Source organism: Halobacteriovorax sp. CON-3 (genome assembly GCF_043196995.1).
GTDB lineage: Bacteria > Bdellovibrionota > Bacteriovoracia > Bacteriovoracales > Bacteriovoracaceae > Halobacteriovorax_A.
In genome coordinates, this window is record NZ_JBEBNA010000002.1 from 135,478 (window position 1) to 156,817 (window position 21,340).

A 21,340-nucleotide genomic window follows, 5' to 3' on the forward strand; every position below is an offset into this window, starting at 1 on the left:
CTACAAAGGAAGAATTATGAAAGTTGGATTTCTCGTTTTTATTCTGTGTGCAATCTCATTTTTTGTGGGAAGAGGAACATCCTTTATGGGAAGTGCCCTAAGTGTAAATACCCTCATCCACGATAATCCTATGATGAAGGCCAAAGATAAGAAGTTATCAAAACTTGATAATGGTGCACTTGTTGATAGCGAGACAGTAAATTATTGGAATTTAGCACAGGAAAGTGAAAAGCGTGGCTCCTATGATAAATTAACAACCGTTAACTTAGGAAGCGGACTCTTCACTATTGGAAGTGACAGCATTGTTAACTCACATTTTATAATTGGTAAAGATGGTGTGATTGTGTACGACACTGGTGATAATGAGCACGATGCTAATGTTTTCTATAACGAAATGAGAAAGGTAACAAGACTTCCTGTTAGGGCAATCGTCTATTCTCATGAGCATTATAGCCTTGGTGCCAAGCTCTTTGTAGATCAAGAAAGGCGACGAGGAAATCGAAATATCAAGATTATTGGCCACCCAAATACGAATAAAGTGATGGCCGTTTCTGGTGGTGTTGAGGCCCTTCATCCTGAAGTTGGTGGAGTGCTGATGGCCAGGTCAGTTGAGCAATTCAATCTTTATTTACCAGATAAGGGAGACGATGCGCGATTTAAGAATACGATCATCCCCGATAATAATGGTTTTGTTCCAGTAAACACACCTGTGAGAAATGGTCAAAAGTTAACGATAGCAGGCATTGGAATGACATTTTATACGAAAGATATTGGGACAGATACTTCTAATCAAGTTTTAGTACATATACCTTCTAAGAAGGCCGTTCTCAATAATGTCATGTGGGGATGGTTCCCAAATATTTATAGTCTTCGTGGCGGAAAGTATCGAAACCCTGAAGATTGGAAAAGGTCTGTTGAGTTTATTAAAAAGCTAAAACCTGAAATCCTAATGAGTACACACTCTACGAGTATAAAAGGAAGCGATAGGGTTGCTCAACGCTTACAAAATTATCAAGACGGGCTTTCTTTTGTTTTGGATCAAACTCTAAAAGGTATTTCACTAGGTATGGGGCCAGATGAGCTAAGATACTTTGTGACAATTCCAGACTACCTAAAAACAGAACCAACATTGATTGAAAATTATGGTCCAATTTCTTCAATGCCACCACGAATTTATAATGCCATTTTTGGACAATTTAATCGTGATGCAACAACTCTCTACCGTCTTCACCCTGATGATGAAGCGAAGAGGATCGTTCTTGCTATGGGAGGGGAAACTAGAGTCAAGTCCCTTGCGGATTATGCATACAAAGATGGTGACTACCAGTGGTCTTGTCAGCTTGCGAATTACTTAGTTCGCGTAAATAAGAGCAATGACAATAATCAAATTAAAGCAAATTGTTTAAAACAAATTGGTTATCGAAGCCTTGCAACAACTGCACGAAGTTGGGCATTAAGCCAAGCCAGAGCTGCAGAAGGAAAGGTTGCAATTATTAAGAATGCTCCAGCTACATTTAATCAAGTAAGAGGTAATGCTAGTTCATTTGTGAATAATTATCGTATTAGAATTAACCCAGGTCGAGCGCAAGGGACTGATAAATTCATTGCCATTAATCTTGGCTATGGTGAAAAATACGGCCTACATATTAGAAATGCAGTAGTCGACTTTGTAAGTGATAGAAGAAAAATTGATAAGATGAAAGATCTGGAAGTTCATATGAATAAAGATACATTTACAAAGCTGTATAATAATCTCGGTACAGTCGATGACTTTATTGCTTCCGCTGATATAGGAATTGAAAAGGGGACAAGAGAAGAAGTTGTTGAAGCCTTTTCTAATTTCGATGTTATATATGATTGGGATAACGATCCAGCTTTAAATACAGTAAAAGAAAGAACTCTTGCAAGTGAAGAGGAATAAAAAATATGCTTAGCCCTTTCGTATTAGCGAAAGGGTTTTTCTGCTGTCATATTGATAAATATCTTCAGGGATAAATTGGTTTATTTTTGAATTATCGATAACACATGAGTACATAACAAAATCGATGAAGTAGCTAGGGAATGGCCAAATCTTTCGAATCGCTTTCGATAGAACTTCCAAGGTAAAAACAGGAAAAGGAAAGTCTCTAGTGCCAGTTATTTTCTTAGCCTCTTGAAGAGAGATTGTCTCACCAGGGGCAACGTTGTAGACACCTGTTGGTAGCTTGTCGAGAGATTGAAATAAAATATTTGCCATGTCATATTCATGAATGAATTGCATCATTGGATTGAAATCGATAGGTACTGGAGTCATATTAGAGGTAAGGTATCTTGATATCGTATTATCAATTTGTGGCCCAATGATATTACATGGCCTAAGAACAACGGTTTCAATATTTTCTCTGTTTTTCCACATCCAGTTCGTACAAAGAGCATCGACTTCTGTCACATCTCGAAGTTCTGGATGCTTGATACTAACTTTTAAAGGATAGTCTTCATTAATAAAGACTGGGTTGTCAGCTTGGGCACCGTAGACATGGAAGGTACTAAGCATAATGAATTTCTTTATAGAATACTTCTCAGCAAGTTCTAAGACCTTACTTGTGTTGATAAGACTAAAACTTAAGCGTTCTTCGGCACTTCCTCCTGGTGGAGTTATTCTACCGATCTGATAAATTGTTTCAAACCTATTTTCACGAAATAGTTTTTCAAAATTTCTGCGAGTATAGCGCATACGATGAAAAGTGAAATTTTCAAAATCTACTTCATTCTTCATTCTTCTTGAATCAATTCCAATAATCCTCGCATCAGGAATTCTCTTTGCTAGTAGCCCACAGAGAATATTTGAAAGACCACCTGAAGCACCGATGATCAGGATTGAACGTTTGCTATTCATCGGCCTCTTCCTTTGTCACTTTCTTTGTAAAGGCCCATGGCCTACGAGTCTTTCTTCCTTCATTAAGCATTGATTGGATAACTCGCTCTATTTCACGAATATGTGGATTGATTAAGCTGTCTTCACTGTCTGAATTGATATCCGTTGGTAATTCAATTGGTTTTCCTACGTGAATATCAATGGGAGACGGTAGTGGAAAGTAATTAGCACTTATTGGAAGAGCTGGTAATTTTAAAAACTTCGCAACAGAACTTGCCTGATAGACATAAGGAAAGATTTCTTCAGCTCCGACCACGGCAACAGGAAGAATCTTTACTCCACTTTTGAGGGCCATGCGAAAGAAGCCTGGTGTGAATTCTTGGACGTTATAATAGTTACTTGTGCTTTTTGAAACACCTCTAACTCCTTCTGGAAAGATGAGAAGAGATTCCCCGCGCTTTAAAAGATTTAGGCAATTGTCGCGATCACCAAGAACTGCACCACATTCTGAAGACCACTTATTGATAAATGGTAGGGCGGTAAAGAAGCGTTCGACCATTGGCCTAAGAACTCGTGGTTGTTCATTTTCGAATGCAAAGGCACATCCTATCATTAGGCCATCAATGGCAATTTGACCGGAGTGGTTTGAAATGACCATATATTGTTCATCTTTGATATTCTCTTTTCCAAAAAGACGCACCTTAAAGTAGTGGCGATAAATGGTGTAGAGTATCTCAAAACTTTTACGCGCTTTAGGTATACTAAGTCCCCATGGATCTTCACTTTGTCCATATAGTTCCAATAGACTTTGATAAGTTTTTTCAAGATTATCTTTTTCTTCATTAGTTAGCATGTCCTTGTAACTTGCAAGCTTGCTTTCAAGAACTTGTTCAAAAGAAGAAAATTTTTTTGCTAAAAAATCTAATGAAATCATACTTATCTTTTTGTAAAATAGGGGACGATCTATTATTTATTCTATCTGAAAGAGTGAATTATGCAAAAAGAGGAATGGAAAACCAAGCTTAAGAAAATAGTTGATGAGTGCTCTCAGGAACTATCAAAGGCAACTGTTATTGGAAAGAAGATGCTTACGGCATCCCATACAAATACTTTGTTAAATGAGAAGTATCAAGAGTTGGGACAACTGGCAGCTAAGCACTTAAAGTCTGGGATTCTTGAGTGGGAAAACCCAAGGGTTGATGAGCTCTTAAAAGAAATTAAGGAATATGAAGATCAACTTCACCTCATGGAAGAAGATGTCTCTAATATTAAGTCCAAATGCTCAAAAGAGTAGTTTAGTCTCGTTGAGTATTTGCTAGCTCATATTGTAATAACAGATAATTAATGATGGCATTTTCTAGTTGAGGAACACCTTGTCCTTTCAGTGCCGAAATAAAGTGAATCTGAGTTACCCACTTGTGCTCTTTAAAGATTGCTGGTTTTAACTTATTTAAAGCCGCTCTATCTTTTTGTGTCTTAAGTTTATCAAGCTTATTAAATAATAAAAATGCTTCATGACCAAATGGACTTAGGTAGTCTCTAAAAACTAGGTCGGCCTTTTGGTTAGGGTGACGAGCATCTTGAAGGTTAAGCATTAGGTTTTGTTCCCCGCAATTTCTAAAGAACTCATCCATTAGATTTGCCCAATGAGCATGGATCTCTTTTGATACTTTTGCGTGTCCATATCCTGGAAGGTCAAATAGGTAAAACGGTGGAATATTATCTACAATCTTACCTTCTTTTTCTAATTGAAAAGAAAAGATATTAACTTGGCGTGTACGCCCTGGAGTCTTAGAAGTAACAGCTGTGCTCTTACCAAATAAAGAGTTAATTGTTGATGATTTCCCGGCATTTGAGCGCCCAATGAAACTTACACCAATTGGCTTCTCTGCGTTTAACCATTCGATTAATTGGTTAACGTCTGTCATTCCGTATTTGAATTGAGTTGTCCCTTTGGCAATTTTATATTCCATTTTACTTCTCTTCCGTTTATCAACGATTTTGCTTAAATTCTAAGGAGTTATATATGCTAGAAGTACCAAAGTTAGACAAGCTTGTAAAAGACACATTTTGTGTCCATGGAAATTCTATAGAAATTACACCTTTATTTGGCCCAAAACGTCGGATTTTATTGAATCGAACGGCCTATCATATTGATTTAACAGGAAAGGACCTCATTGTTGAGCCTCTAAGAATCACTCTACCAATACTATCAGAACAGGAACAGGCCGAGTTTAATCTATCAATTGTTAAGACTAATGTTGGTGACACATTCTGTCTGTCAGGAATAAATGGAGCGACATTTAGAATTAATGGCACTTTCTCATCTCATGCCTATTTGAGAAAAGGAGATGAAGTGGCCTTTGGCCGAAACCGTATTCGTTGCTTAAGTGATGATGTTGAGCAGGAGGCTGAACTTGACTACCGAGTTCACCCTAAGCTTAACGTATTAATTGAAGGGGAAACTGGTACTGGGAAAACGCACTTAGCAAAAAGCCTACATGAGCAAAGTGGAGTTAGTGGAAATTTTGTACACTTAAACTTGAGTTCATATTCTCAAAATATTTTAGAATCAGAGTTATTTGGCCATAAGAAAGGGGCATTTACAGGTGCTTTAAGTGATAAAGATGGAGCATTAAAAATTGCAAGTGGAGGGACATTATTCTTAGATGAAATTGACTCTATTTCAAAAGAGACACAAGCTAAGCTTCTCTTATTTCTCGATGATGGACTTTTTTATCCTGTTGGATCAAATCAAGCTGAATTTATAAAGACAAGGGTTATAGTTGCCTCTGGCCGTCCTCTTGAAAAACTTGTCCAACAAGGGCAGATGAGGGCCGACTTTTTCTTTCGAGTGTCTTCAGAGGAAGTGATCAGACTTGATTCTTTACGTGATTGCGAGAAGCGTTTAGATCAACTGCTTAACTCATATGAATTCAAACATGGTATTACGATTCATCCGAAACTAAAGAGGTTTTACCAAAATTATTCATGGCCTGGAAATATTAGACAACTCAATGCTCACCTTAGAAAGAAGCACTTGAAAGGGAAGACTAATCTTCTGACTTATTGTGAAATCGATGAATCTCTCATGAAGCTAAATCAAATGGAAATGGTATCTCAAGATGATCATCATTTTTATTCCTATCGAGAAATGAAGTATCATTACTTTCTAAAAATATATAATCATTGTGATCAGAATATTAAAGCTTCAGCAAAGGTCTTAGGAGTTACAAATCAGACACTTCGAACTGTTTTATCCATTTAGAATTGAATCGATATAAACTCTTTCAACGTGGCCGTCGATTTTTAAGTCCTCTATCAATTTGTTGACTTCGTAGCGTACTTTCTCTTTGATGATCTTCTTACCTTCAGGCTCAAGGGGAAAGTTCGGTACAACTGCTTGAAGTGACTCATTAAGACGGTCACGTATTAAAATCTCATTTTCTGGTTTATAGAAATATTGTGCTGTGTAGCGGTTATTAGTCTCTAGAAGTACATCGATAAGAAGAGACTTCATTCCATCTCTATTCTTAATATAAATAGGAACATCCACGTTTCTCAAAAAGATGGTTCTCTTATTTGCAAGACGGTAACGAGAACGGCCCCATTTAGCTTTTTCAAGTTCATCTGCACTTGCGATTTTTCTTTCTTGCTTAGGAGAAGTTTTATCTGAGATTTCCTGAATATTCTGATAAACAGAAATCCCTGTGAGTGAAAACACTGTTAGGGTACAAGTTATACCAACGGCCTTTGCTGGTGAGATTGCTGCAAGCTTCATCGCTACATTCTTTGACCAAAACCCCTTGGCTGCATTGTATGCCATATGAGGAATTTCTCCGGAAAGCTTAAAGTTTTTGAAGGCCTCGCCAATAGTGGCCAAACTTTGCTTCTTTGCCAGCATGAATGTGACGAATGCAGCAAGCTTAAGCCTAAGCCATTTCCTCGCTGGCCCAGTCAGAAACTCTGGTAGAGATAAAATCTTTTTGATAAGGCCAGTAATTGTGGCCAAGAAATTACGATAGAGATGCTTGATCTTGTCAGGTGTGATTCCCGTAAAGAAATTGGCCAGATTTGTAAGCAAACCATTTAAATATTTTTCAATTTTTAGCCATTTATTCATCATTACGAAATATCCCCAAATCTATCTCTATAGTGCTTATCGGCAAGTGGTCAAAATACCTGAGTGTATGGAGTAAATTCCTGAGTAATTTAATAGGCTAGGAAGTTTTTTCTGGATGTGGGGGAAGCTGAATGGATTCTTAAGAAATCTCAATAATTACACCGTAAAGAAGGGGTGATGGGGAGAATTACTTTAGGAGAAGACATGCTTAGAGCATTAACATTACTTTCATTTTTTGCCATTGTTTCATGTGGGCCGATCTCGATAGATCGCCAGTTTCTTGATGTAATGGGAGAAGAAGATGAAGGATTCTCATTATTTAGCCCTGGAGAGGCCTTTGATACGGTTGGTGGAGACCCAAGCTACGTAAAATATAGTAGGGACGAAATGCTCAAAAGAACGCCATCTAGTGATGAAGATTATCCTGTCTGGTCGCAAGAAAAGCGCTTGAAAATGGAGCTTCAAGGAAAATTAGATAGTATGCGCCCGGAAGATCGTGAAGCTTTTCGTCGCAAAGAGAGAATGTTTGATAATGACTCTCAAAAACTCTACTACTTAACTCTGACTAGGGCCGAGCAGCAACAATATGGAAAAACTCTTGTGCAGTACGAGAGACAAAGAAAGTTTGAGGCACGTAAACCTGCTTCAATATTTCACTATTCACCAAGAGCTCAGGCCCACCGCGAAATAGCTCTGGGAATGGATAAAAAGAATGTAATTGATAGATGGGGAAACCCTCATCGCGTTGACACAGCAGGTAATCCACACCTTGAAAATGAGCGATGGACCTTCTTTGAAAATGGAGACCGTAAATATGTCTACTTTAGCCAAGGAAAGGTAGAAGGTTGGTCTCTGGAGTAGTCTGGCCAATAGTTAAGGAAGTATAATAAATATCGAATATTATTACTTCTAGCGGTTGATATCGCTGTGTATTTGAGTTAAAAAAGTCATTCATTGGGAGAGGAAATGGCCAAAAATATTTATTCAATGACTGGCTTTGGTAAGGCCGAAGCAGGTAGTGAAAGCCTTCAAGTTACAGTTGAGATCAAGACTGTAAATCATCGTTTTAAAGATATTCGATTTAAAATGTCTTCACTATTCAATAGTGTTGAACTTGAAATGAGAAATCTTATTTCACAAAATTTCAAACGCGGAAGCTTTGATATAAATGTTAGTTATAAACGCCTAGAAACGAAATCACGTTTTGATGATATTGATACTGAAAAAGTGAACGCTTTTATCAGCTCGATGAAGCATCTGGCCGATAAGAATGATGTTCAACTTGATATTAAGCCAACTGATTTTTTACGTAATGAATTTATGAAAGAAGTCGATGAGTCTTCAATTGATGAGATGAATAAATTTGCAATTGATGCCCTTAAGGGTGCCATTGAAAATTTAAAAGAGTCTCGTAAGGTTGAAGGTCAGAAAATGGTCGATGTTATTAAAAAGCATCAGCAATCTTATGAAGAGTTTTTTAATATTGTAAATGATAAGTCGGATGAATTCCAAGCGGCCGTAAAGGAAAGGCTTGAGAAGCGATTTGATGAATATAAAACGGCGATGCCAATAGATGAACCTCGCTTTATGCAAGAGGTAATCTTCTATTTAGAAAAGATGGATATTCACGAAGAAATTAATCGTATTAATGCTCACCTTTCTAAACTTAATGATCTCCTTACAAAAGGTGGAGAAGTTGGCCGTCAAATAGATTTTCTTATTCAAGAACTTAACCGTGAAACGAATACAACGGGATCGAAGTCAACTCTTCAAGAGATCTCTGAAGCCGTTGTTCAAATGAAGGTTCAGTTAGAAAAGATTCGAGAGCAAGGTTTAAACCTCGAGTAGTATTATGAGTGAAGGTAAAATTATAGTTATTGTTGCACCATCTGGATCAGGGAAATCAACTCTGATTAAGAGAATTAAAAATGAATTCCACGATCTTTTGGAATCTGTTTCTTTTACAACACGTAAGGCACGTGAAGGTGAAGAAAATGGACAGCACTATAACTTTATTACGGAAGAAAAGTTTCTTGCTATGAAAGAGCAAGATGCATTCTTAGAGTGGGCACAAGTTCACGGAAATTATTACGGTACATCAAAAGAGTTCGTGGAGAGTGAAATTGCCAAAGGGCATAATCTACTTTTCGATCTTGATGTTCAGGGTACTGACTCATTTAAGGAATACTTTGGTGATCGAGCACGTGTGATCTTTATTGCACCACCTAGTGTTGAAGCATTAGAGCAAAGGCTTCGTGGCCGCGGTACAGAGACAGATGAAAGTTTAAATATTCGTCTTGATAATGCAAAACGCGAATTACTAAGAAAGAATGATTACGATTATCTTGTGGTTAATGATGACCTTGAGACGGCATATATTGAATTAAAAGATATTTTTGAAGGAATCTTAAGAAAGTAATGTACCAGCAACTCGATTTCGCCCATGAGCGCGAATTAAATATTGATGAACTTTGTCGACGTGTCGAAACTTATTATCCAGACGCGGATTTCACTCTTTTAAGAAAAGCTTATCTCTTTGCAGAAAAGTCCCATGAGGGCCAGATGCGAAGCTCTGGAGAGAAGTATATCATTCACCCGCTGAATGTTGCTGCAACTCTTGTAAAGCTTCATATGGATCTCGATACGATTATTGCAGGTCTTCTTCACGATGTTGTGGAAGATTGTAGTGTCACTCCTGAGGAAATTGAAAAAGAATTTACGACTGAGATTGCTCAAATTGTTGTTGGACTAACTAAGATTTCTAAAATGAAATTTAAGTCTAAGGAACAATCACAAGCGGAGAACTTCCGTAAGATGGTTGTTGCGATGGCGCAAGACTTGCGAGTTATTATTGTTAAGCTTGCAGATCGTATGCACAATATGAAAACTCTTCAGTATGTACGCGAAGAAAAACAAAAGCGTATTGCGGAAGAAACACTTGATATCTATGTTCCTCTAGCATCGAGACTAGGTATCAACTCAGTTAAAATTGAACTCGAAGATATTTGTCTTCGCTACTTACACCCTGATGTTTACTATCGCTTGGCCGAAAAAGTTGCGATGAAAAAGAGTGATCGTGAAATCTATATTGGAGACACGATTGGGGTGGTAACTGAAAAGCTTTTTGAATACTCTGTTAAGGCCGACATTACTGGGCGTTCAAAACACTTTTATTCAATTTATAAGAAGATGGTTTCACGTGGTGTTGATTTTGAACAAATCCACGATATCCTAGCGTTTAGAATCATCGTTAATAATATTACTGAATGTTATAAGGCCCTTGGTGTAATCCACTCGGCATTCACGCCAATTCCTGGCCGTTTTAAAGACTATATTGCGATTCCAAAGGTTAACAATTATCAGTCTCTTCACACGACTGTTGTTGGACCTAAGGCAGAAAGAATTGAAATTCAGATTCGTACCCAAGAGATGCATGAAGTTGCTGAACGAGGGATTGCAGCCCACTGGAAGTATAAAGAAGGGATGTCTTCTGGTAAGACAAAACTCGATTGGGTCCAAGAGCTTCTTGAGTACAATAAAGATACTGATAATAGTTCTGAATTCATGTCTCATGTTAAGAATGATTTAGACGTTGGTGGTGTTTTTGTTTTCACTCCTAATGGAGATGTTTTTGAACTTCAAGATAACTCAACACCGCTAGACTTTGCCTATCGAGTTCACACAGATATTGGACATCGTTGTGTTGGTGCGAAAGTAAATGGCAGAATGGTACCATTAAAGTACGTTCTTCGCTCAGGTGATACAATTGAGATTCTAACTTCTAAAACTCAAACACCAAATAAAGATTGGCTTAATATTGTTAAGTCTTCTAAGGCAAAGGCCAAGATTAAGTCATGGCTTCTTAAGGCCGAAAGAGAGCGCAATATTGAAGTTGGTAAGGAAACTCTTGATAAGGCATTTAAGGTTCTTGGTACGACTTTAAAAGCAGTTTTAAAGCGTAATGAGCTTGATTATGCGAAAGAGAATCTAACTAATGTAAAAACATATAGTGAAATCTACAATAACGTAGGTGCTGGGAAACTTCATGTCGATAAGGTTATCGAATGTATTCCTGGCCTAAGAGATGAAAAAGTTGATGATGCAAAGAAGAAAGAAATTTCCTCTCTTACTTCAACGATTTCTCGCACGGCTAAGAAACGTGCCCATAAAGATAATGCTGTAATCGTTGATGGGATGGATGACTTAATGGTTCGTATGGCCCGTTGCTGTAATCCAATTCCAGGTGATCCGATTATTGGTTATATTACTCGTGGACGTGGAATTACAATTCATCGTTCAGACTGTACTCGCTACGATGTAGGTGATGTTGGAAGACAGATTGCCGTTGAATGGAATGAGAATTTTACATTCAAGCATCCAGTAAATATCAGAGTTCTTACTCATGATCGTCCAGGTATTCTTTCAATGATCTCTAAAGAGATTGGAAATCTTGGTGTTAATATTCGCTCAGCGATGGCGAAGTCAACGCAAGATAGAAAGGGTAGCTTAATTTTTGAAATTGAAGTTAAGGATTATTCGGAACTTCTTAAGACGATTTCTGGACTTGAAGCACTAGACTCCGTGATCTCTGTTACTAGAGGTTAGCATATTAAAAGAAAAGCAGGTCCTAAGACCTGCTTTTTTATTTCTTACTTAAAGTATCCAATTAAAGTTTCAACACCTTGACCAGAACCACCTTCTTGAGCAAGTGATGGTCTAAATCCACTTGTCCAACCAAAGATATCAAAGTGTGCCCACTTAGTGTCACCAATGAATTTCTCTAGGAAAAGAGCTGCACCAATTGATCCACCTTTTACCTTAGACATATTATTCATATCAGCAAAATTCGATTTGAAACCTTTGTAGTAAGGTCTATATAAAGGCATACGCCAAGAAAGGTCACCATTCTTTTGAGAGGCCTTTAGAAGCTTGTCAGCAAGCTCGTCATCGTTTGCAAACATACTTGTAACAAAATCACCCATAGAAACTTTTGCGGCACCTGTTAGTGTTGCAAAATCAATTAGAACTTCAGGTTTCTCTTTTTGAGTGATTGCAATATCCATAGCATCCGCAAGAGCTAGTCTTCCTTCTGCATCAGTATTACCAATTTCAACCTTTAGGCCATTGCGAGAAGTGTAGATATCTCCAGGACGAGAAGCAAGCTCGTTAATTGAGTTTTCTGCAAGTGCTAGGTAGAGGTCAACTTTCTTCTTTACACCTGATTTCTCAAGCCAAGTCGCAAAGCCCATAACAGTTGCTGAACCACCCATATCTTTTTTCATTACGCCCATACCTGCGCCACTTTTAACATTTAGTCCACCACAGTCAAATGTGATCCCTTTACCAACAATAGCAGTAGGTTTCCCTTTTGCTCCAGCAGGTCTGTATTTAAGGTGAACAATTCTTGGAGGAGTTGCAGACGCTTGTCCAACGCTTAGAATTAGCCCACAATTTTCTTTGGCAAGCTTCTTCTCATCGTAAACAGTAACCTTCATTGTTGTTGATTTTGCAAAGTACTTCTTAACAGCATTTGCATAAGTTACAGGGTTTAGCATATTTGCAGGAAGGTTAACTAAGTGCCTTGCTGTATTAATTGATTGTGCCATTGATAGAGCAGAGTCTACCGTTGACTTCGTTACTTTCTTTCCGTCATTAAAGAAAGAGATTGCACCAAAGTTTAACTCTTCTTTAAAACGGTAAAGGGCAAGTTCTAATCCTACGATTGCACCAGTAATCATTTCTTGATCAAGTCCATAGAAATTAACTTCTACTTTCTTTGATCTTTCTTTTGTGATCTGACCAACAAGAGATCCTAGTGCCTCTCTTGCAAGTGAATAGTTACTATCTGCGATCAGGTTATAATGTTGCTCTTCAGCTTTAACTTCTTCAATAACCTTGAAGATAATAGGTCCTTCACTACCAAGGATACTAACTTCTTTCTCTTCTCCAATTCTACCAATGATCCACTCAGGGATATGCTCAGAATGAGTGATATTACTTTCTTCTAATGCGCTAGCTGTTAGTAAGTAAATTCTCGTTACTGTTGAACGAAGTGTTTTTGGGCCACTTTTCTTAGTTGCCATAATTGATGGAACGATATTCATTATTCCTCCTATTTAAATTTTAATCTTCACTGGCCAAGGCCAAGTAAGTAAGTGTTCTGAAGTATTTAAATACTTCTTTATAGATAATTTTAAGACTTCTGAAAGAGTTTAGTGGTGACTTAACTCCCCAGAAATAGAACTTGTAGTGATCGTTCTCGCGACGACGATATTCGATAATCGATTTGATTCGAAGAATATGGTAGTCGTGTGACACAATCAATACTGAGTCAATATTACTCTTTTTACGAAGAGCTTGTAGTGTTTCTAATACGTTTTCATATGTATTTTTCGCATTATAATCAATGTCGAGAAAATCATGGTTGATCTCATCAGTGATTTGATGACTTTGAATAAGAGTACTTACATTATTTTTTGTATGAACTCCTGAAATGAGAATATTCTCTTGATTGTACTCTTTTGCTAAGCGAATTGCTTCTTGAATGCGGCCTCTGTCTCCGGTGAAGACGACGATAATATCTGGTCGTTTCTTATAGAAAGTTTCTTTAGTTTTAACATTTTCATTTTGAGAGTAGAGGATGAGGGTGTAAGAAAGAAGTGAGTAGCCTAGGATGAAAATAACAAACTTGGAGAAAAGCTCGAGGGCCTTTCTCCAAGATCTTGTTTGTTTTGTTTCAAATACATACTTCTTATCAAACATAAAACAGTATTATCTATCCTTTCGCTGCGATAACTTCAATTTCTACCACAGCTCCCTTAGGAAGTGCTGGAACTTGAACACAGCTTCTTGCTGGGTATGGAGCTGTAAAGTAAGCTTCATAAGCAGCATTAACCTCACCAAAGTTAGCAAGGTCAGTAACAAAGATTGAAGTTTTGATGATATGCTCACGAGTTAGGTTTTGTGACTCGAGAAGCCCATCAATATTCTTCATGATTTGGTTTAGTTGAGGAACAAATCCTTCTTGTAATTCGCTAGTCGCAGGATCAATTCCAATTTGACCAGAAAAGAAGTAAGTTCCGTTATATTCAACACCTTGAGAGTATGTTCCTACTGCGCTTGGTGCCTTATCTGTTGCAATAATATTCTTTTTAAAGCTCATATAATAATCCTTCCTATTAGTCGTGCTTTGGCTCTTCTAGTGATCTAAGGGCCGTTAAGCGACAAGAGTCAACGATCTCTTTAATTGAAGCCGTTCTTTGAATGATATTAACTGTCTGATTCATTGGAGCAAGAATTGGCCCAATAGCAGAAGCTTCACTCAGTTGAGCAAGTAGCTTGTAAGAGATATTTGCCGAGTTAAGTTCAGGGAAGATAAGAATATCTGCAGAACCACCAAGCTCACTAAAGTCAAATAGGTGATCCATAATATTTGCGTTTACCGCAACATCTGCTTGCATTTCACCTTCGATCTTAAGCTCAGGGTATTTTTCTTTAGCTAGCTTTGTTGCCGTTTTCATCTTCTTTGCACCAGGAAGTTTTGAATCCCCAAAGTTTGAGTAGCTTAGGAAAGCAATTCTTGGCTCTCTTCTCATTAGTGACTTGTAAAGATGCTGAGTTGATTTAGCAATTTCAACAAGATCTTCTGCTGAAGGATCTGGTTGTACTGTAGTATCAGCTAGGAATAGAACACGGTCTTTAAATACTAGGATGAAAACACCTGCTGCCTTTTTACCTGCTTGAGCTCCAATTACACTTAGTGCTGGCTTTAGACAGTCACTGTAGTTTAGAGTTGGTCCAGCAATAAAAGCGTCTGCTAGTCCTTTCTTAACCATCATTGAACCATAGAAGTTCTCTTGGATCATTAAGTCTTCGGCCGCATTAAGAGAAACACCTTCTCTTTGCTTCATTTCACAGTATTCAGTGTAGAATTCTTTGAAGTTTGGTGCCTTACGTGGACGAATAATTTCAATGCTATCGTCTAAAACATCTTCTAAGTTTAGAGACTTGATTTTTGCTCTGATATCATCTGGGTGTCCAAGTAGGATCGGTTGAATTGTATCACCTTCTGCAAGTGTTTTAGCAACATGAAGAATTCTTGTGTTAACACCTTCTGCAAAAACCATTTTAACTTTCTTCCCATCACGCGCTTTAATTTGTGAAGCTAGACGGTCACGAACAGTTTTCATGAATGCACCAGATGCCGATAAACGACTTGCTAAGTGCTCTGAGTATTCTTGAAGATCATCGATATTCATTCTGGCAACACCTGTATCCATTGCCGCTTTAGCAACAGCTGGAGCAAGTCTCACAAGAACTCGTGTATCAAATGGTTTTGGAATAATATAATTCTTTCCGTATTTGAAGTCTTCACCTTGGTAAGCAAGTTTTACTTCGTCAGGAACTTCTTCTTTTGCAAGTTCAGCAAGAGCGTAAACTGCAGCAAGCTTCATCTCTTCATTAATCTTACGTGCGCGAACATCAAGTGCTCCTCTAAAGATTGAAGGGAAGCCTAGAACGTTATTAACTTGGTTAGGGAAGTCTGAGCGTCCTGTTGCCATAATTGCATCATCACGAACTTCTTCAACTTCACTTGGAAGAATTTCTGGATCAGGGTTTGCCATAGCAAAGATGATAGGGCTTTTTGCCATCGTCTTAACCATGTCTTTTGTTAAAACACCTTTAGCTGAACAACCGATAAATACATCAGCATCAACCATTGCATCACCAAGAGTTCTTGCATCTGTTTCGTTTGCAAACTCTTCCTTGTATTTGTTCATTCCATCTTCACGGCCTTTATAAATAACACCGCGAGAATCTGTCATAATTAAGTTTTCTGGCTTTACTCCAAGGTGGAAGAAAAGCTTAGCACATGCCATTGAAGCGGCACCTGCACCAGAGAATACTACTTTTACTTTATCAATTTTCTTTTTAGATAACTCTAGAGCATTGATGAAACCTGCTGCTGCAATAATTGCAGTACCGTGTTGGTCATCGTGGAAAACTGGAATATCCATTTTTTCGATTAGTTGTTTTTCGATTTCAAAACACTCTGGTGCTTTAATATCTTCAAGGTTGATACCACCAAAAGTTGGCTCAAGTGCCTTAACAACATTAACCATTCCATCAACAGTTGATTCTTCAACTTCAATATCAAAAACATCGATATCGGCGAAGCGCTTGAAAAGAATCCCTTTACCTTCCATTACTGGCTTACCAGCAGCGGCTCCGATATTTCCAAGACCAAGAACAGCTGAACCGTTTGAAACAACCGCAACAAGATTTCCTTTTGCAGTGTACTTGTAAACATCATCTGGGTTCTTTGCAATTTCTAGACATGGGTGAGCAACACCTGGAGAGTATGCTTTTGTTAAATCAGATGCTGTTAAACATGGTTTTGTTGCAACAACTTCGATTTTTCCAGGGCGTCCCATTGAGTGGTAATTTAGTGCTTTTTCAATTTTTTGAGCATCCGCGCTCGATTTGTCCGTGACTTTTTTATTATCAGTCATATGTAATCCTTTGAACTTAAAATCCTACGAAATTAAGTACAAAGGATACACTTGTTGCCCCTTATCCGACTAGTTTTTTATCCCTAATTAGGTGATAAATGAACAGAGTTAGACTTGTTGCAATAATACCAATATAGAGCTCGTCGATATTGGCGTAGAAGCCAGCTTTTGAAATATGACGCCACGTGGCCGTTGAGACAACACCCACCAAACAGGCCGTCACAAACTGGTTATCACTAATTCGTTTCGGAAAGAGGTAACCATAGACGACTGGCAGCAATAGACATGATGCAGAAAATGATCCAAGAGTCTTCCAAACAGATTTTATATTACCCTGGAAGTATTCAGACATAATCACAGTTAAAACGGCAACAAAAATAACCCCGAAGTGATGAATCCAAATACGACCTTTGTATTTCTTAGGTGCAAGGTCATAGGCCAAGTTTGTTCCTGCGATAAATAGGTATGAGTCGAGCGTTGATAAGATTGTGGCAAGAATCCCAGCTAATAAAAATCCCTTCAGTCCATGAGGCAGGATTTGAATTGCATATGTTAGGTAAGCATGCGCGCTCTGGGCATCTGGTATCGCGGCTTTTGCATACATCGCTCCAAACGTCGTACAGATATCAAAACAAAACCAGATGAAAGTTGAGATTAAAATACCTTTCTTTGAAACTTCACCGCTTGTGGCCGAAAAACAGCGTTGATAAAAGTTTGGATCAACTAGAGTTGATAGGGCAATAAAGCCCCAGACAAAAGTCGTTGCTAATGAGTTCTTACCTGTCAAAGACCAGTAGGACTCAGGTAGGTTTGCTTTTAAATAAGAGATGCCACCAAATTCAAAGAAAGAGAATCCTAGAACTAATGCAACTGCAAGGCACATCACAAAGAATTGAATGAGATCGGAGAATACAACTGATCTCAGTCCGCCCCACATTGAGTAGAGAACAACGAATCCAACACCAAGACTTGTGTTAAGTAATAGTGAGCCTCCAAAAATTAATTGCAGAAAAATACCTAAACTAATTCCGTAAGCAATTGGGAGAACATTGAAGAAGTTAAAAACTGCAGTGAGTTTTGCTGAGCGTGGCCCAAACATTTTTTCAACTAGATCTGGTAGAGTAACTGCGTGATAAGGCTCAATTTTATCAATGAGAAAGAAAGCAAAAATAATATAGGCGATGTACCAGAAAACACCTTGAGTGATGAAGTTGTAAATCCCCTGGTTGAAGGCAATCTCAGTTACTCCAAAGATTCCACCGTACCAAGTTGCAACAAGTGTCGCGACAAAAAGAGGTAGTGTAAGCCTTCTTCCCATGATTAGAAGATCGAGAAATGACTCTTTTTCTGTGGATTTATTCATGCGATATTGGCCATAAATTACACTGGCAATAGTTAAGCCTAAGATGGCAAAAAATATAAATAAGTCTAAAGATGATAGACTTTGAAATAAATCAATGCTGTTGTTCATATAGTCTCCGATTATGAAGTATGATATAGTATAGAAATTATAAATCAACCTTCAGGAACTCTTGTTATGACAATAACTCAACTGGAATATGTATTAGCAGTCGATAAACATCGTCACTTCAGAAAGGCATCTGAAGAGTGTCATGTTTCTCAACCAACATTGAGTATGCAAATACAGAAACTAGAAGATAGTTTGGGTTTTGTTATATTTGATCGCTCTAAGAATCCAATCGTTCCAACAATTGAAGGTGAAACTTTCATTGCGCAAGCAAGAGTAGTTAATAAAGAATTTAAAAAATTAAAAGATATTGCAAGCGATCCAATCGTCGGTATTGAAGGGGAGTTCAAGCTTGGAGTCATTCCAACCTTAGCACCGTATCTCGTTCCACTTTTTCTAAGCCGCTTCGTAAAAGAATTTCCAAAAGTTGATCTTATTATTGAAGAGAGAACGACTGATGAAATTATTGAAAAACTAGATCGTGACGAATTAGATGCAGGTCTTCTTGTCACTCCACTTCATAATAATCAGCTCGTTGAAAGAGTTCTATTTTATGAACCACTCTATGGTTTCATTGCAAAAGATCACGAACTCTATCACAAGAGCCAATTAGATTATTCTGACCTAGACAAAGACGGACTTTGGCTTCTTCAAGAAGGCCATTGTCTACGTGGCCAGGTTTTAAACCTTTGTCAGAAAGTTAAAGGCTTTCAACACTTTGAGAGTGGATCTCTGGAAACAATTAAGAACCTTGTGGCCAAGGATAGTGGATATACGATTATTCCTCACCTCGATATGCTTGATTTAACAGGTGTTCGAAAGAAAATGATTCGCTCATTTTCACCTCCGGTGCCAACTCGTGAAGTTTCAATAGTTTACGGCCGAATCTTCTACAAAGAGAAGGTTATTGATGCGCTGGAAAGTATGATCCTCAAGGTAATCCCAAAAGAGCTTAAAAGTTATAAAAATGCCGATGTTTCAATAATTCCTATTGATTAAGTGACATTTTAGCACCGCTGTTTGCTGTAATTTTTAATTCATTTCTTACATTTGCTTAACTTTAGGCATTATGGGCCTATAAAAAAGACACCTCGGTTCTTATATCATGTTTATTTTTCTATAAATTACTCAATCAACAAGTTCACAAAAGAGCTTGAAAGATTCCATAAGGAAGATTGGAGGAGAGGGTAATGTCAGTAAGAAGTTCCATGTTTTTATTAGTAGTTGTTTCCACATTCTTAACAGTTTCATGTGGAAAAGGTGTTCCAGCTTCAACGAATACAGATGTAGCAACAGGCTCAATCATTGTTGGTGATGTTAACTGGCAAGAAGTTATAGCCTTTGATGACTCTTCAGATGTTAGAAAGAATTCAAAAGCGGTAGCTGACATTCAATTTTCAAACACTGGCCGTTGTACTGGTTTTTTAATCTCAGATAACGTTCTAATGACAAATCATCACTGTATCACAAGTGCAGCTGATGTTGTGGGAATGAAAGTTTTTATGAAACATGAAAAAGGTGTTTCAAAGTCAAACCAAGGTGAGATCACATGTGACGAGTTCATCGGTAATGATGAGGAATTAGACTTTGCACTTGTAAAGTGTGAGGGCACTCCTGGTCAGACTTACGGTAAAGTTGTTTTAGATACAACAGAGCCAGTAGAGGGAGATAGCGTTTATGTTATCCACCAAAATTGTGATTACTATACTGACTACAACTGTGACTGGACGAAAAAAGTTTCTGAAGGGAAGGTTGTAGGGCTTAGAGGAGATGTTTTATACGATGCTGATACTTTAGGAGGATCATCTGGTTCACCAGTATTCAATGCAGACTCTGATAAGGTATATGCTATCCACCACGCTGGCTACGGCGGATGGGGAGGACGCGGAGTTTATAATGGTGCAGTTTCAATGAGTCGAATTGTTCCATTCATCTTAGAAAACTTCCCAAGTGTATTAGCGCAAGATCAAGATGATAGTGATTCAACTGATAAGCCAAGTTCTGACAATAATACTGCCGAAACAGCAACAGATTTAGGCGAAGGATTTTCTCAGAATGTTGAAATCGATAGTGAAGATGATGTTGATTTCTACAAGGCCGAAATGAAGGCTGGTGAAGTTTTAGACTTTAGAATCTTCTTCTCTCACAGCGAAGGTGATCTAGACTTTGAAGTTTTAAAGAAAATGGGATCAAGTTACAAAGTTGTATCTCGTAAAGAATCTTCAAGTGACAATGAGGCCGTGAGATTAAGAGTGAATTCTTCTAATACGTACTATATCAAGGTATTTGGTTATAAAGGGGCCAAGGCAAAATACAAAGTTCAATTTAAAAAATAAATAACAGGGCCTCCAATCGGAGGCCTTTCTTATATCTTCATTTTTAAAAAATCTAAAATTCTTTGTTCATACCAATAATATTCTTCTGAAGGGGACTTTATAAATCCCACATGGCCGCCGTTTCTTGGAACCTCAAGATAGATATTACTTTTTCTTTTTGCTAACTCGTAGGGATAGCTCTCTTCCGATAAGAAGGGGTCATCGTAAGCATTCAGGATATAGAATGGGACGCGAATTTTTTCCAAGTGAGAGATAGGTGAAGCCTCTTCACGATAGTGGTAACCATCGCGATAGCCGTAAATAGGGGCCGTAACATACTCGTCAAAGTCATCAATATGCTTAATGCTTTTTACTTTGTTCAGGTCTACCGGTAGCTCCATGAGCTTGGCCTTTTCAATAACTTTCTTTCTCATGGAGTAAACAAAGACATGACGATAGATATGACGTGAAATTTCAGTTTTCAATTTCACCGAGCAACCATTTAAGTCCATAGGTGAAGACAGAATAAAGCCACGGTAAACCTTATGATTTACGACCTCCGGGTGTCGTCCTAGGTAGTTTGCGGTGATAGCGCCGCCAAGACTTATGCCCATTAGTGAAACATGATCGTAGTCTTCAGAAACACTATCAACGAGAAATTTTAAGTCGTGATAGTCTTGAGCATTGTAAAACTTTTGAGTGCGATTAAGGGCACCTCCACATGATCGCATATCCCATGAGATGACGTCATAGCCTTGAGAGTTAAACTTCTTCATCATATCAACAATATAACGATCACGGCCGTTACCCTCTAGTCCATGCGAGATGATAATGAGGTGTTTTTTCTCAAGAGGAGAGTCTGTTGATGATTTATAATAGCGAAGAAAGTCACCGTCTGGTGTTGTTAGGGTTCTCTTTTCAAATTTGTGTTTTGGAGTTCTTCTAATAAAGAATGGAATGATCGTTTGTAGGTGACCATTTTGTAGAGACTGATGACAAGTATAGCTTGATTCGATTACAGGCATTTCGTTTCCTCCATTCCTCCATTATAACGCAAAAAGTGAAAAT

The 21,340-nt window shown here is 38.0% G+C and carries 19 protein-coding genes; 9 read left to right on the forward strand and 10 right to left on the reverse strand.

What is annotated here, in order from left to right; all coding sequences use genetic code 11:
- The first annotated feature begins 16 nt into the window (after positions 1 to 16).
- A complete protein-coding gene (locus ABMA72_RS11260) occupies positions 17 to 1,921 on the forward strand; it encodes an alkyl sulfatase dimerization domain-containing protein (RefSeq protein ID WP_393057173.1) in 1,905 nt (634 codons plus the stop codon).
- A gap of 9 nt (positions 1,922 to 1,930) precedes the next feature.
- On the opposite strand, the gene ABMA72_RS11265 is transcribed toward ABMA72_RS11260, so the two are convergent.
- Together ABMA72_RS11265 and ABMA72_RS11270 are read right to left on the reverse strand one after the other, a co-directional pair.
- Complete coding sequence (locus ABMA72_RS11265; protein WP_393057175.1) at positions 1,931 to 2,875, reverse strand: NAD-dependent epimerase/dehydratase family protein; 945 nt, start codon at positions 2,873 to 2,875, stop codon at positions 1,931 to 1,933.
- Positions 2,868 to 3,788, reverse strand: coding sequence for a lysophospholipid acyltransferase family protein (locus ABMA72_RS11270; protein WP_393057177.1), 921 nt, complete (start codon positions 3,786 to 3,788; stop codon positions 2,868 to 2,870). Before ABMA72_RS11270 ends, ABMA72_RS11265 begins: the two co-directional genes overlap by 8 nt.
- 60 nt (positions 3,789 to 3,848) lie before the next feature.
- On the opposite strand from ABMA72_RS11270, the gene ABMA72_RS11275 reads away from it, so the two are divergent.
- A complete protein-coding gene (locus ABMA72_RS11275) occupies positions 3,849 to 4,148 on the forward strand; it encodes a hypothetical protein (protein WP_392858265.1) in 300 nt (99 codons plus the stop codon).
- A 1-nt stretch (position 4,149) separates the two neighbouring features.
- On the opposite strand, the gene yihA is transcribed toward ABMA72_RS11275, so the two are convergent.
- Positions 4,150 to 4,827: a ribosome biogenesis GTP-binding protein YihA/YsxC gene (yihA, locus tag ABMA72_RS11280; RefSeq protein ID WP_392858268.1), complete on the reverse strand. Its 678-nt coding sequence runs from the start codon at positions 4,825 to 4,827 to the stop codon at positions 4,150 to 4,152.
- 53 nt (positions 4,828 to 4,880) lie between these two features.
- Here yihA and ABMA72_RS11285 point away from each other — a divergent pair, with 53 nt between their 5' ends.
- The gene (locus ABMA72_RS11285; protein WP_393057179.1) at positions 4,881 to 6,122 is read left to right on the forward strand and encodes a sigma 54-interacting transcriptional regulator; all 1,242 of its coding nucleotides are present in this window, start codon (positions 4,881 to 4,883) and stop codon (positions 6,120 to 6,122) included.
- Here the strand turns inward: ABMA72_RS11285 and ABMA72_RS11290 are convergent.
- On the reverse strand, positions 6,111 to 6,980 hold the full coding sequence (locus ABMA72_RS11290; RefSeq protein WP_393057181.1) for a flagellar basal body-associated FliL family protein: 870 nt from the start codon (positions 6,978 to 6,980) through the stop codon (positions 6,111 to 6,113). The two genes, ABMA72_RS11285 and ABMA72_RS11290, sit on opposite strands and share 12 nt — an antisense overlap.
- 201 nt (positions 6,981 to 7,181) lie before the next feature.
- Between ABMA72_RS11290 and ABMA72_RS11295 the strand changes: the two genes are divergently transcribed.
- The 4 genes from ABMA72_RS11295 to ABMA72_RS11310 all read left to right on the forward strand — a co-directional run bounded on the left by ABMA72_RS11295 (position 7,182) and on the right by ABMA72_RS11310 (position 11,582).
- A complete protein-coding gene (locus ABMA72_RS11295) occupies positions 7,182 to 7,838 on the forward strand; it encodes a hypothetical protein (RefSeq protein WP_393057183.1) in 657 nt (218 codons plus the stop codon).
- 105 nt (positions 7,839 to 7,943) lie between these two features.
- The gene (locus ABMA72_RS11300) at positions 7,944 to 8,825 is read left to right on the forward strand and encodes a YicC/YloC family endoribonuclease (protein WP_393057185.1); all 882 of its coding nucleotides are present in this window, start codon (positions 7,944 to 7,946) and stop codon (positions 8,823 to 8,825) included.
- 4 nt (positions 8,826 to 8,829) lie between these two features.
- Positions 8,830 to 9,396, forward strand: coding sequence for a guanylate kinase (gene gmk / locus ABMA72_RS11305; RefSeq protein ID WP_392858280.1), 567 nt, complete (start codon positions 8,830 to 8,832; stop codon positions 9,394 to 9,396).
- Positions 9,396 to 11,582, forward strand: coding sequence for a RelA/SpoT family protein (locus tag ABMA72_RS11310; RefSeq protein WP_392858282.1), 2,187 nt, complete (start codon positions 9,396 to 9,398; stop codon positions 11,580 to 11,582). The genes gmk and ABMA72_RS11310 overlap by 1 nt, the downstream gene beginning before the upstream one ends.
- A gap of 44 nt (positions 11,583 to 11,626) precedes the next feature.
- On the opposite strand, the gene ABMA72_RS11315 is transcribed toward ABMA72_RS11310, so the two are convergent.
- From ABMA72_RS11315 to ABMA72_RS11335, 5 genes are all read right to left on the reverse strand, one after another.
- Positions 11,627 to 13,081, reverse strand: a complete 1,455-nt coding sequence (locus ABMA72_RS11315) for a leucyl aminopeptidase family protein (protein WP_392858285.1) — start codon at positions 13,079 to 13,081, stop codon at positions 11,627 to 11,629.
- 19 nt (positions 13,082 to 13,100) lie between these two features.
- Complete coding sequence (locus tag ABMA72_RS11320) at positions 13,101 to 13,739, reverse strand: YdcF family protein (RefSeq protein ID WP_392858287.1); 639 nt, start codon at positions 13,737 to 13,739, stop codon at positions 13,101 to 13,103.
- Positions 13,740 to 13,752: 13 nt separating this feature from the next.
- Positions 13,753 to 14,139: a Rid family detoxifying hydrolase gene (locus tag ABMA72_RS11325; protein WP_392858290.1), complete on the reverse strand. Its 387-nt coding sequence runs from the start codon at positions 14,137 to 14,139 to the stop codon at positions 13,753 to 13,755.
- Between the two features lie 16 nt (positions 14,140 to 14,155).
- The gene (locus ABMA72_RS11330) at positions 14,156 to 16,489 is read right to left on the reverse strand and encodes an NADP-dependent malic enzyme (RefSeq protein WP_392858293.1); all 2,334 of its coding nucleotides are present in this window, start codon (positions 16,487 to 16,489) and stop codon (positions 14,156 to 14,158) included.
- Positions 16,490 to 16,550: 61 nt separating this feature from the next.
- The gene (locus ABMA72_RS11335; RefSeq protein WP_392858296.1) at positions 16,551 to 17,960 is read right to left on the reverse strand and encodes a sodium:solute symporter; all 1,410 of its coding nucleotides are present in this window, start codon (positions 17,958 to 17,960) and stop codon (positions 16,551 to 16,553) included.
- Between the two features lie 66 nt (positions 17,961 to 18,026).
- On the opposite strand from ABMA72_RS11335, the gene ABMA72_RS11340 reads away from it, so the two are divergent.
- On the forward strand, positions 18,027 to 18,956 hold the full coding sequence (locus ABMA72_RS11340; RefSeq protein ID WP_393057187.1) for a hydrogen peroxide-inducible genes activator: 930 nt from the start codon (positions 18,027 to 18,029) through the stop codon (positions 18,954 to 18,956).
- Positions 18,957 to 19,147: 191 nt separating this feature from the next.
- Positions 19,148 to 20,293, forward strand: coding sequence for a trypsin-like serine peptidase (locus ABMA72_RS11345; protein ID WP_392858301.1), 1,146 nt, complete (start codon positions 19,148 to 19,150; stop codon positions 20,291 to 20,293).
- Between the two features lie 29 nt (positions 20,294 to 20,322).
- Here ABMA72_RS11345 and ABMA72_RS11350 read toward each other — a convergent pair whose 3' ends face one another.
- On the reverse strand, positions 20,323 to 21,297 hold the full coding sequence (locus tag ABMA72_RS11350; protein ID WP_393057189.1) for a YheT family hydrolase: 975 nt from the start codon (positions 21,295 to 21,297) through the stop codon (positions 20,323 to 20,325).
- Positions 21,298 to 21,340: the final 43 nt, after the last annotated feature.

Bases quoted from the DNA above. Each gene is read 5' to 3' on its own strand.
- ABMA72_RS11260 (WP_393057173.1), top strand. From the start codon at position 17: ATGAAAGTTGGATTTCTCGTTTTTATTCTGTGTGCAATCTCATTTTTT.
- ABMA72_RS11265 (WP_393057175.1), bottom strand. From the start codon at position 2,875: ATGAATAGCAAACGTTCAATCCTGATCATCGGTGCTTCAGGTGGTCTT.
- ABMA72_RS11270 (WP_393057177.1), bottom strand. From the start codon at position 3,788: ATGATTTCATTAGATTTTTTAGCAAAAAAATTTTCTTCTTTTGAACAA.
- ABMA72_RS11275 (WP_392858265.1), top strand. From the start codon at position 3,849: ATGCAAAAAGAGGAATGGAAAACCAAGCTTAAGAAAATAGTTGATGAG.
- yihA (WP_392858268.1), bottom strand. From the start codon at position 4,827: ATGGAATATAAAATTGCCAAAGGGACAACTCAATTCAAATACGGAATG.
- ABMA72_RS11285 (WP_393057179.1), top strand. From the start codon at position 4,881: ATGCTAGAAGTACCAAAGTTAGACAAGCTTGTAAAAGACACATTTTGT.
- ABMA72_RS11290 (WP_393057181.1), bottom strand. From the start codon at position 6,980: ATGATGAATAAATGGCTAAAAATTGAAAAATATTTAAATGGTTTGCTT.
- ABMA72_RS11295 (WP_393057183.1), top strand. From the start codon at position 7,182: ATGCTTAGAGCATTAACATTACTTTCATTTTTTGCCATTGTTTCATGT.
- ABMA72_RS11300 (WP_393057185.1), top strand. From the start codon at position 7,944: ATGGCCAAAAATATTTATTCAATGACTGGCTTTGGTAAGGCCGAAGCA.
- gmk (WP_392858280.1), top strand. From the start codon at position 8,830: ATGAGTGAAGGTAAAATTATAGTTATTGTTGCACCATCTGGATCAGGG.
- ABMA72_RS11310 (WP_392858282.1), top strand. From the start codon at position 9,396: ATGTACCAGCAACTCGATTTCGCCCATGAGCGCGAATTAAATATTGAT.
- ABMA72_RS11315 (WP_392858285.1), bottom strand. From the start codon at position 13,081: ATGAATATCGTTCCATCAATTATGGCAACTAAGAAAAGTGGCCCAAAA.
- ABMA72_RS11320 (WP_392858287.1), bottom strand. From the start codon at position 13,739: ATGTTTGATAAGAAGTATGTATTTGAAACAAAACAAACAAGATCTTGG.
- ABMA72_RS11325 (WP_392858290.1), bottom strand. From the start codon at position 14,139: ATGAGCTTTAAAAAGAATATTATTGCAACAGATAAGGCACCAAGCGCA.
- ABMA72_RS11330 (WP_392858293.1), bottom strand. From the start codon at position 16,489: ATGACTGATAATAAAAAAGTCACGGACAAATCGAGCGCGGATGCTCAA.
- ABMA72_RS11335 (WP_392858296.1), bottom strand. From the start codon at position 17,960: ATGAACAACAGCATTGATTTATTTCAAAGTCTATCATCTTTAGACTTA.
- ABMA72_RS11340 (WP_393057187.1), top strand. From the start codon at position 18,027: ATGACAATAACTCAACTGGAATATGTATTAGCAGTCGATAAACATCGT.
- ABMA72_RS11345 (WP_392858301.1), top strand. From the start codon at position 19,148: ATGTCAGTAAGAAGTTCCATGTTTTTATTAGTAGTTGTTTCCACATTC.
- ABMA72_RS11350 (WP_393057189.1), bottom strand. From the start codon at position 21,297: ATGCCTGTAATCGAATCAAGCTATACTTGTCATCAGTCTCTACAAAAT.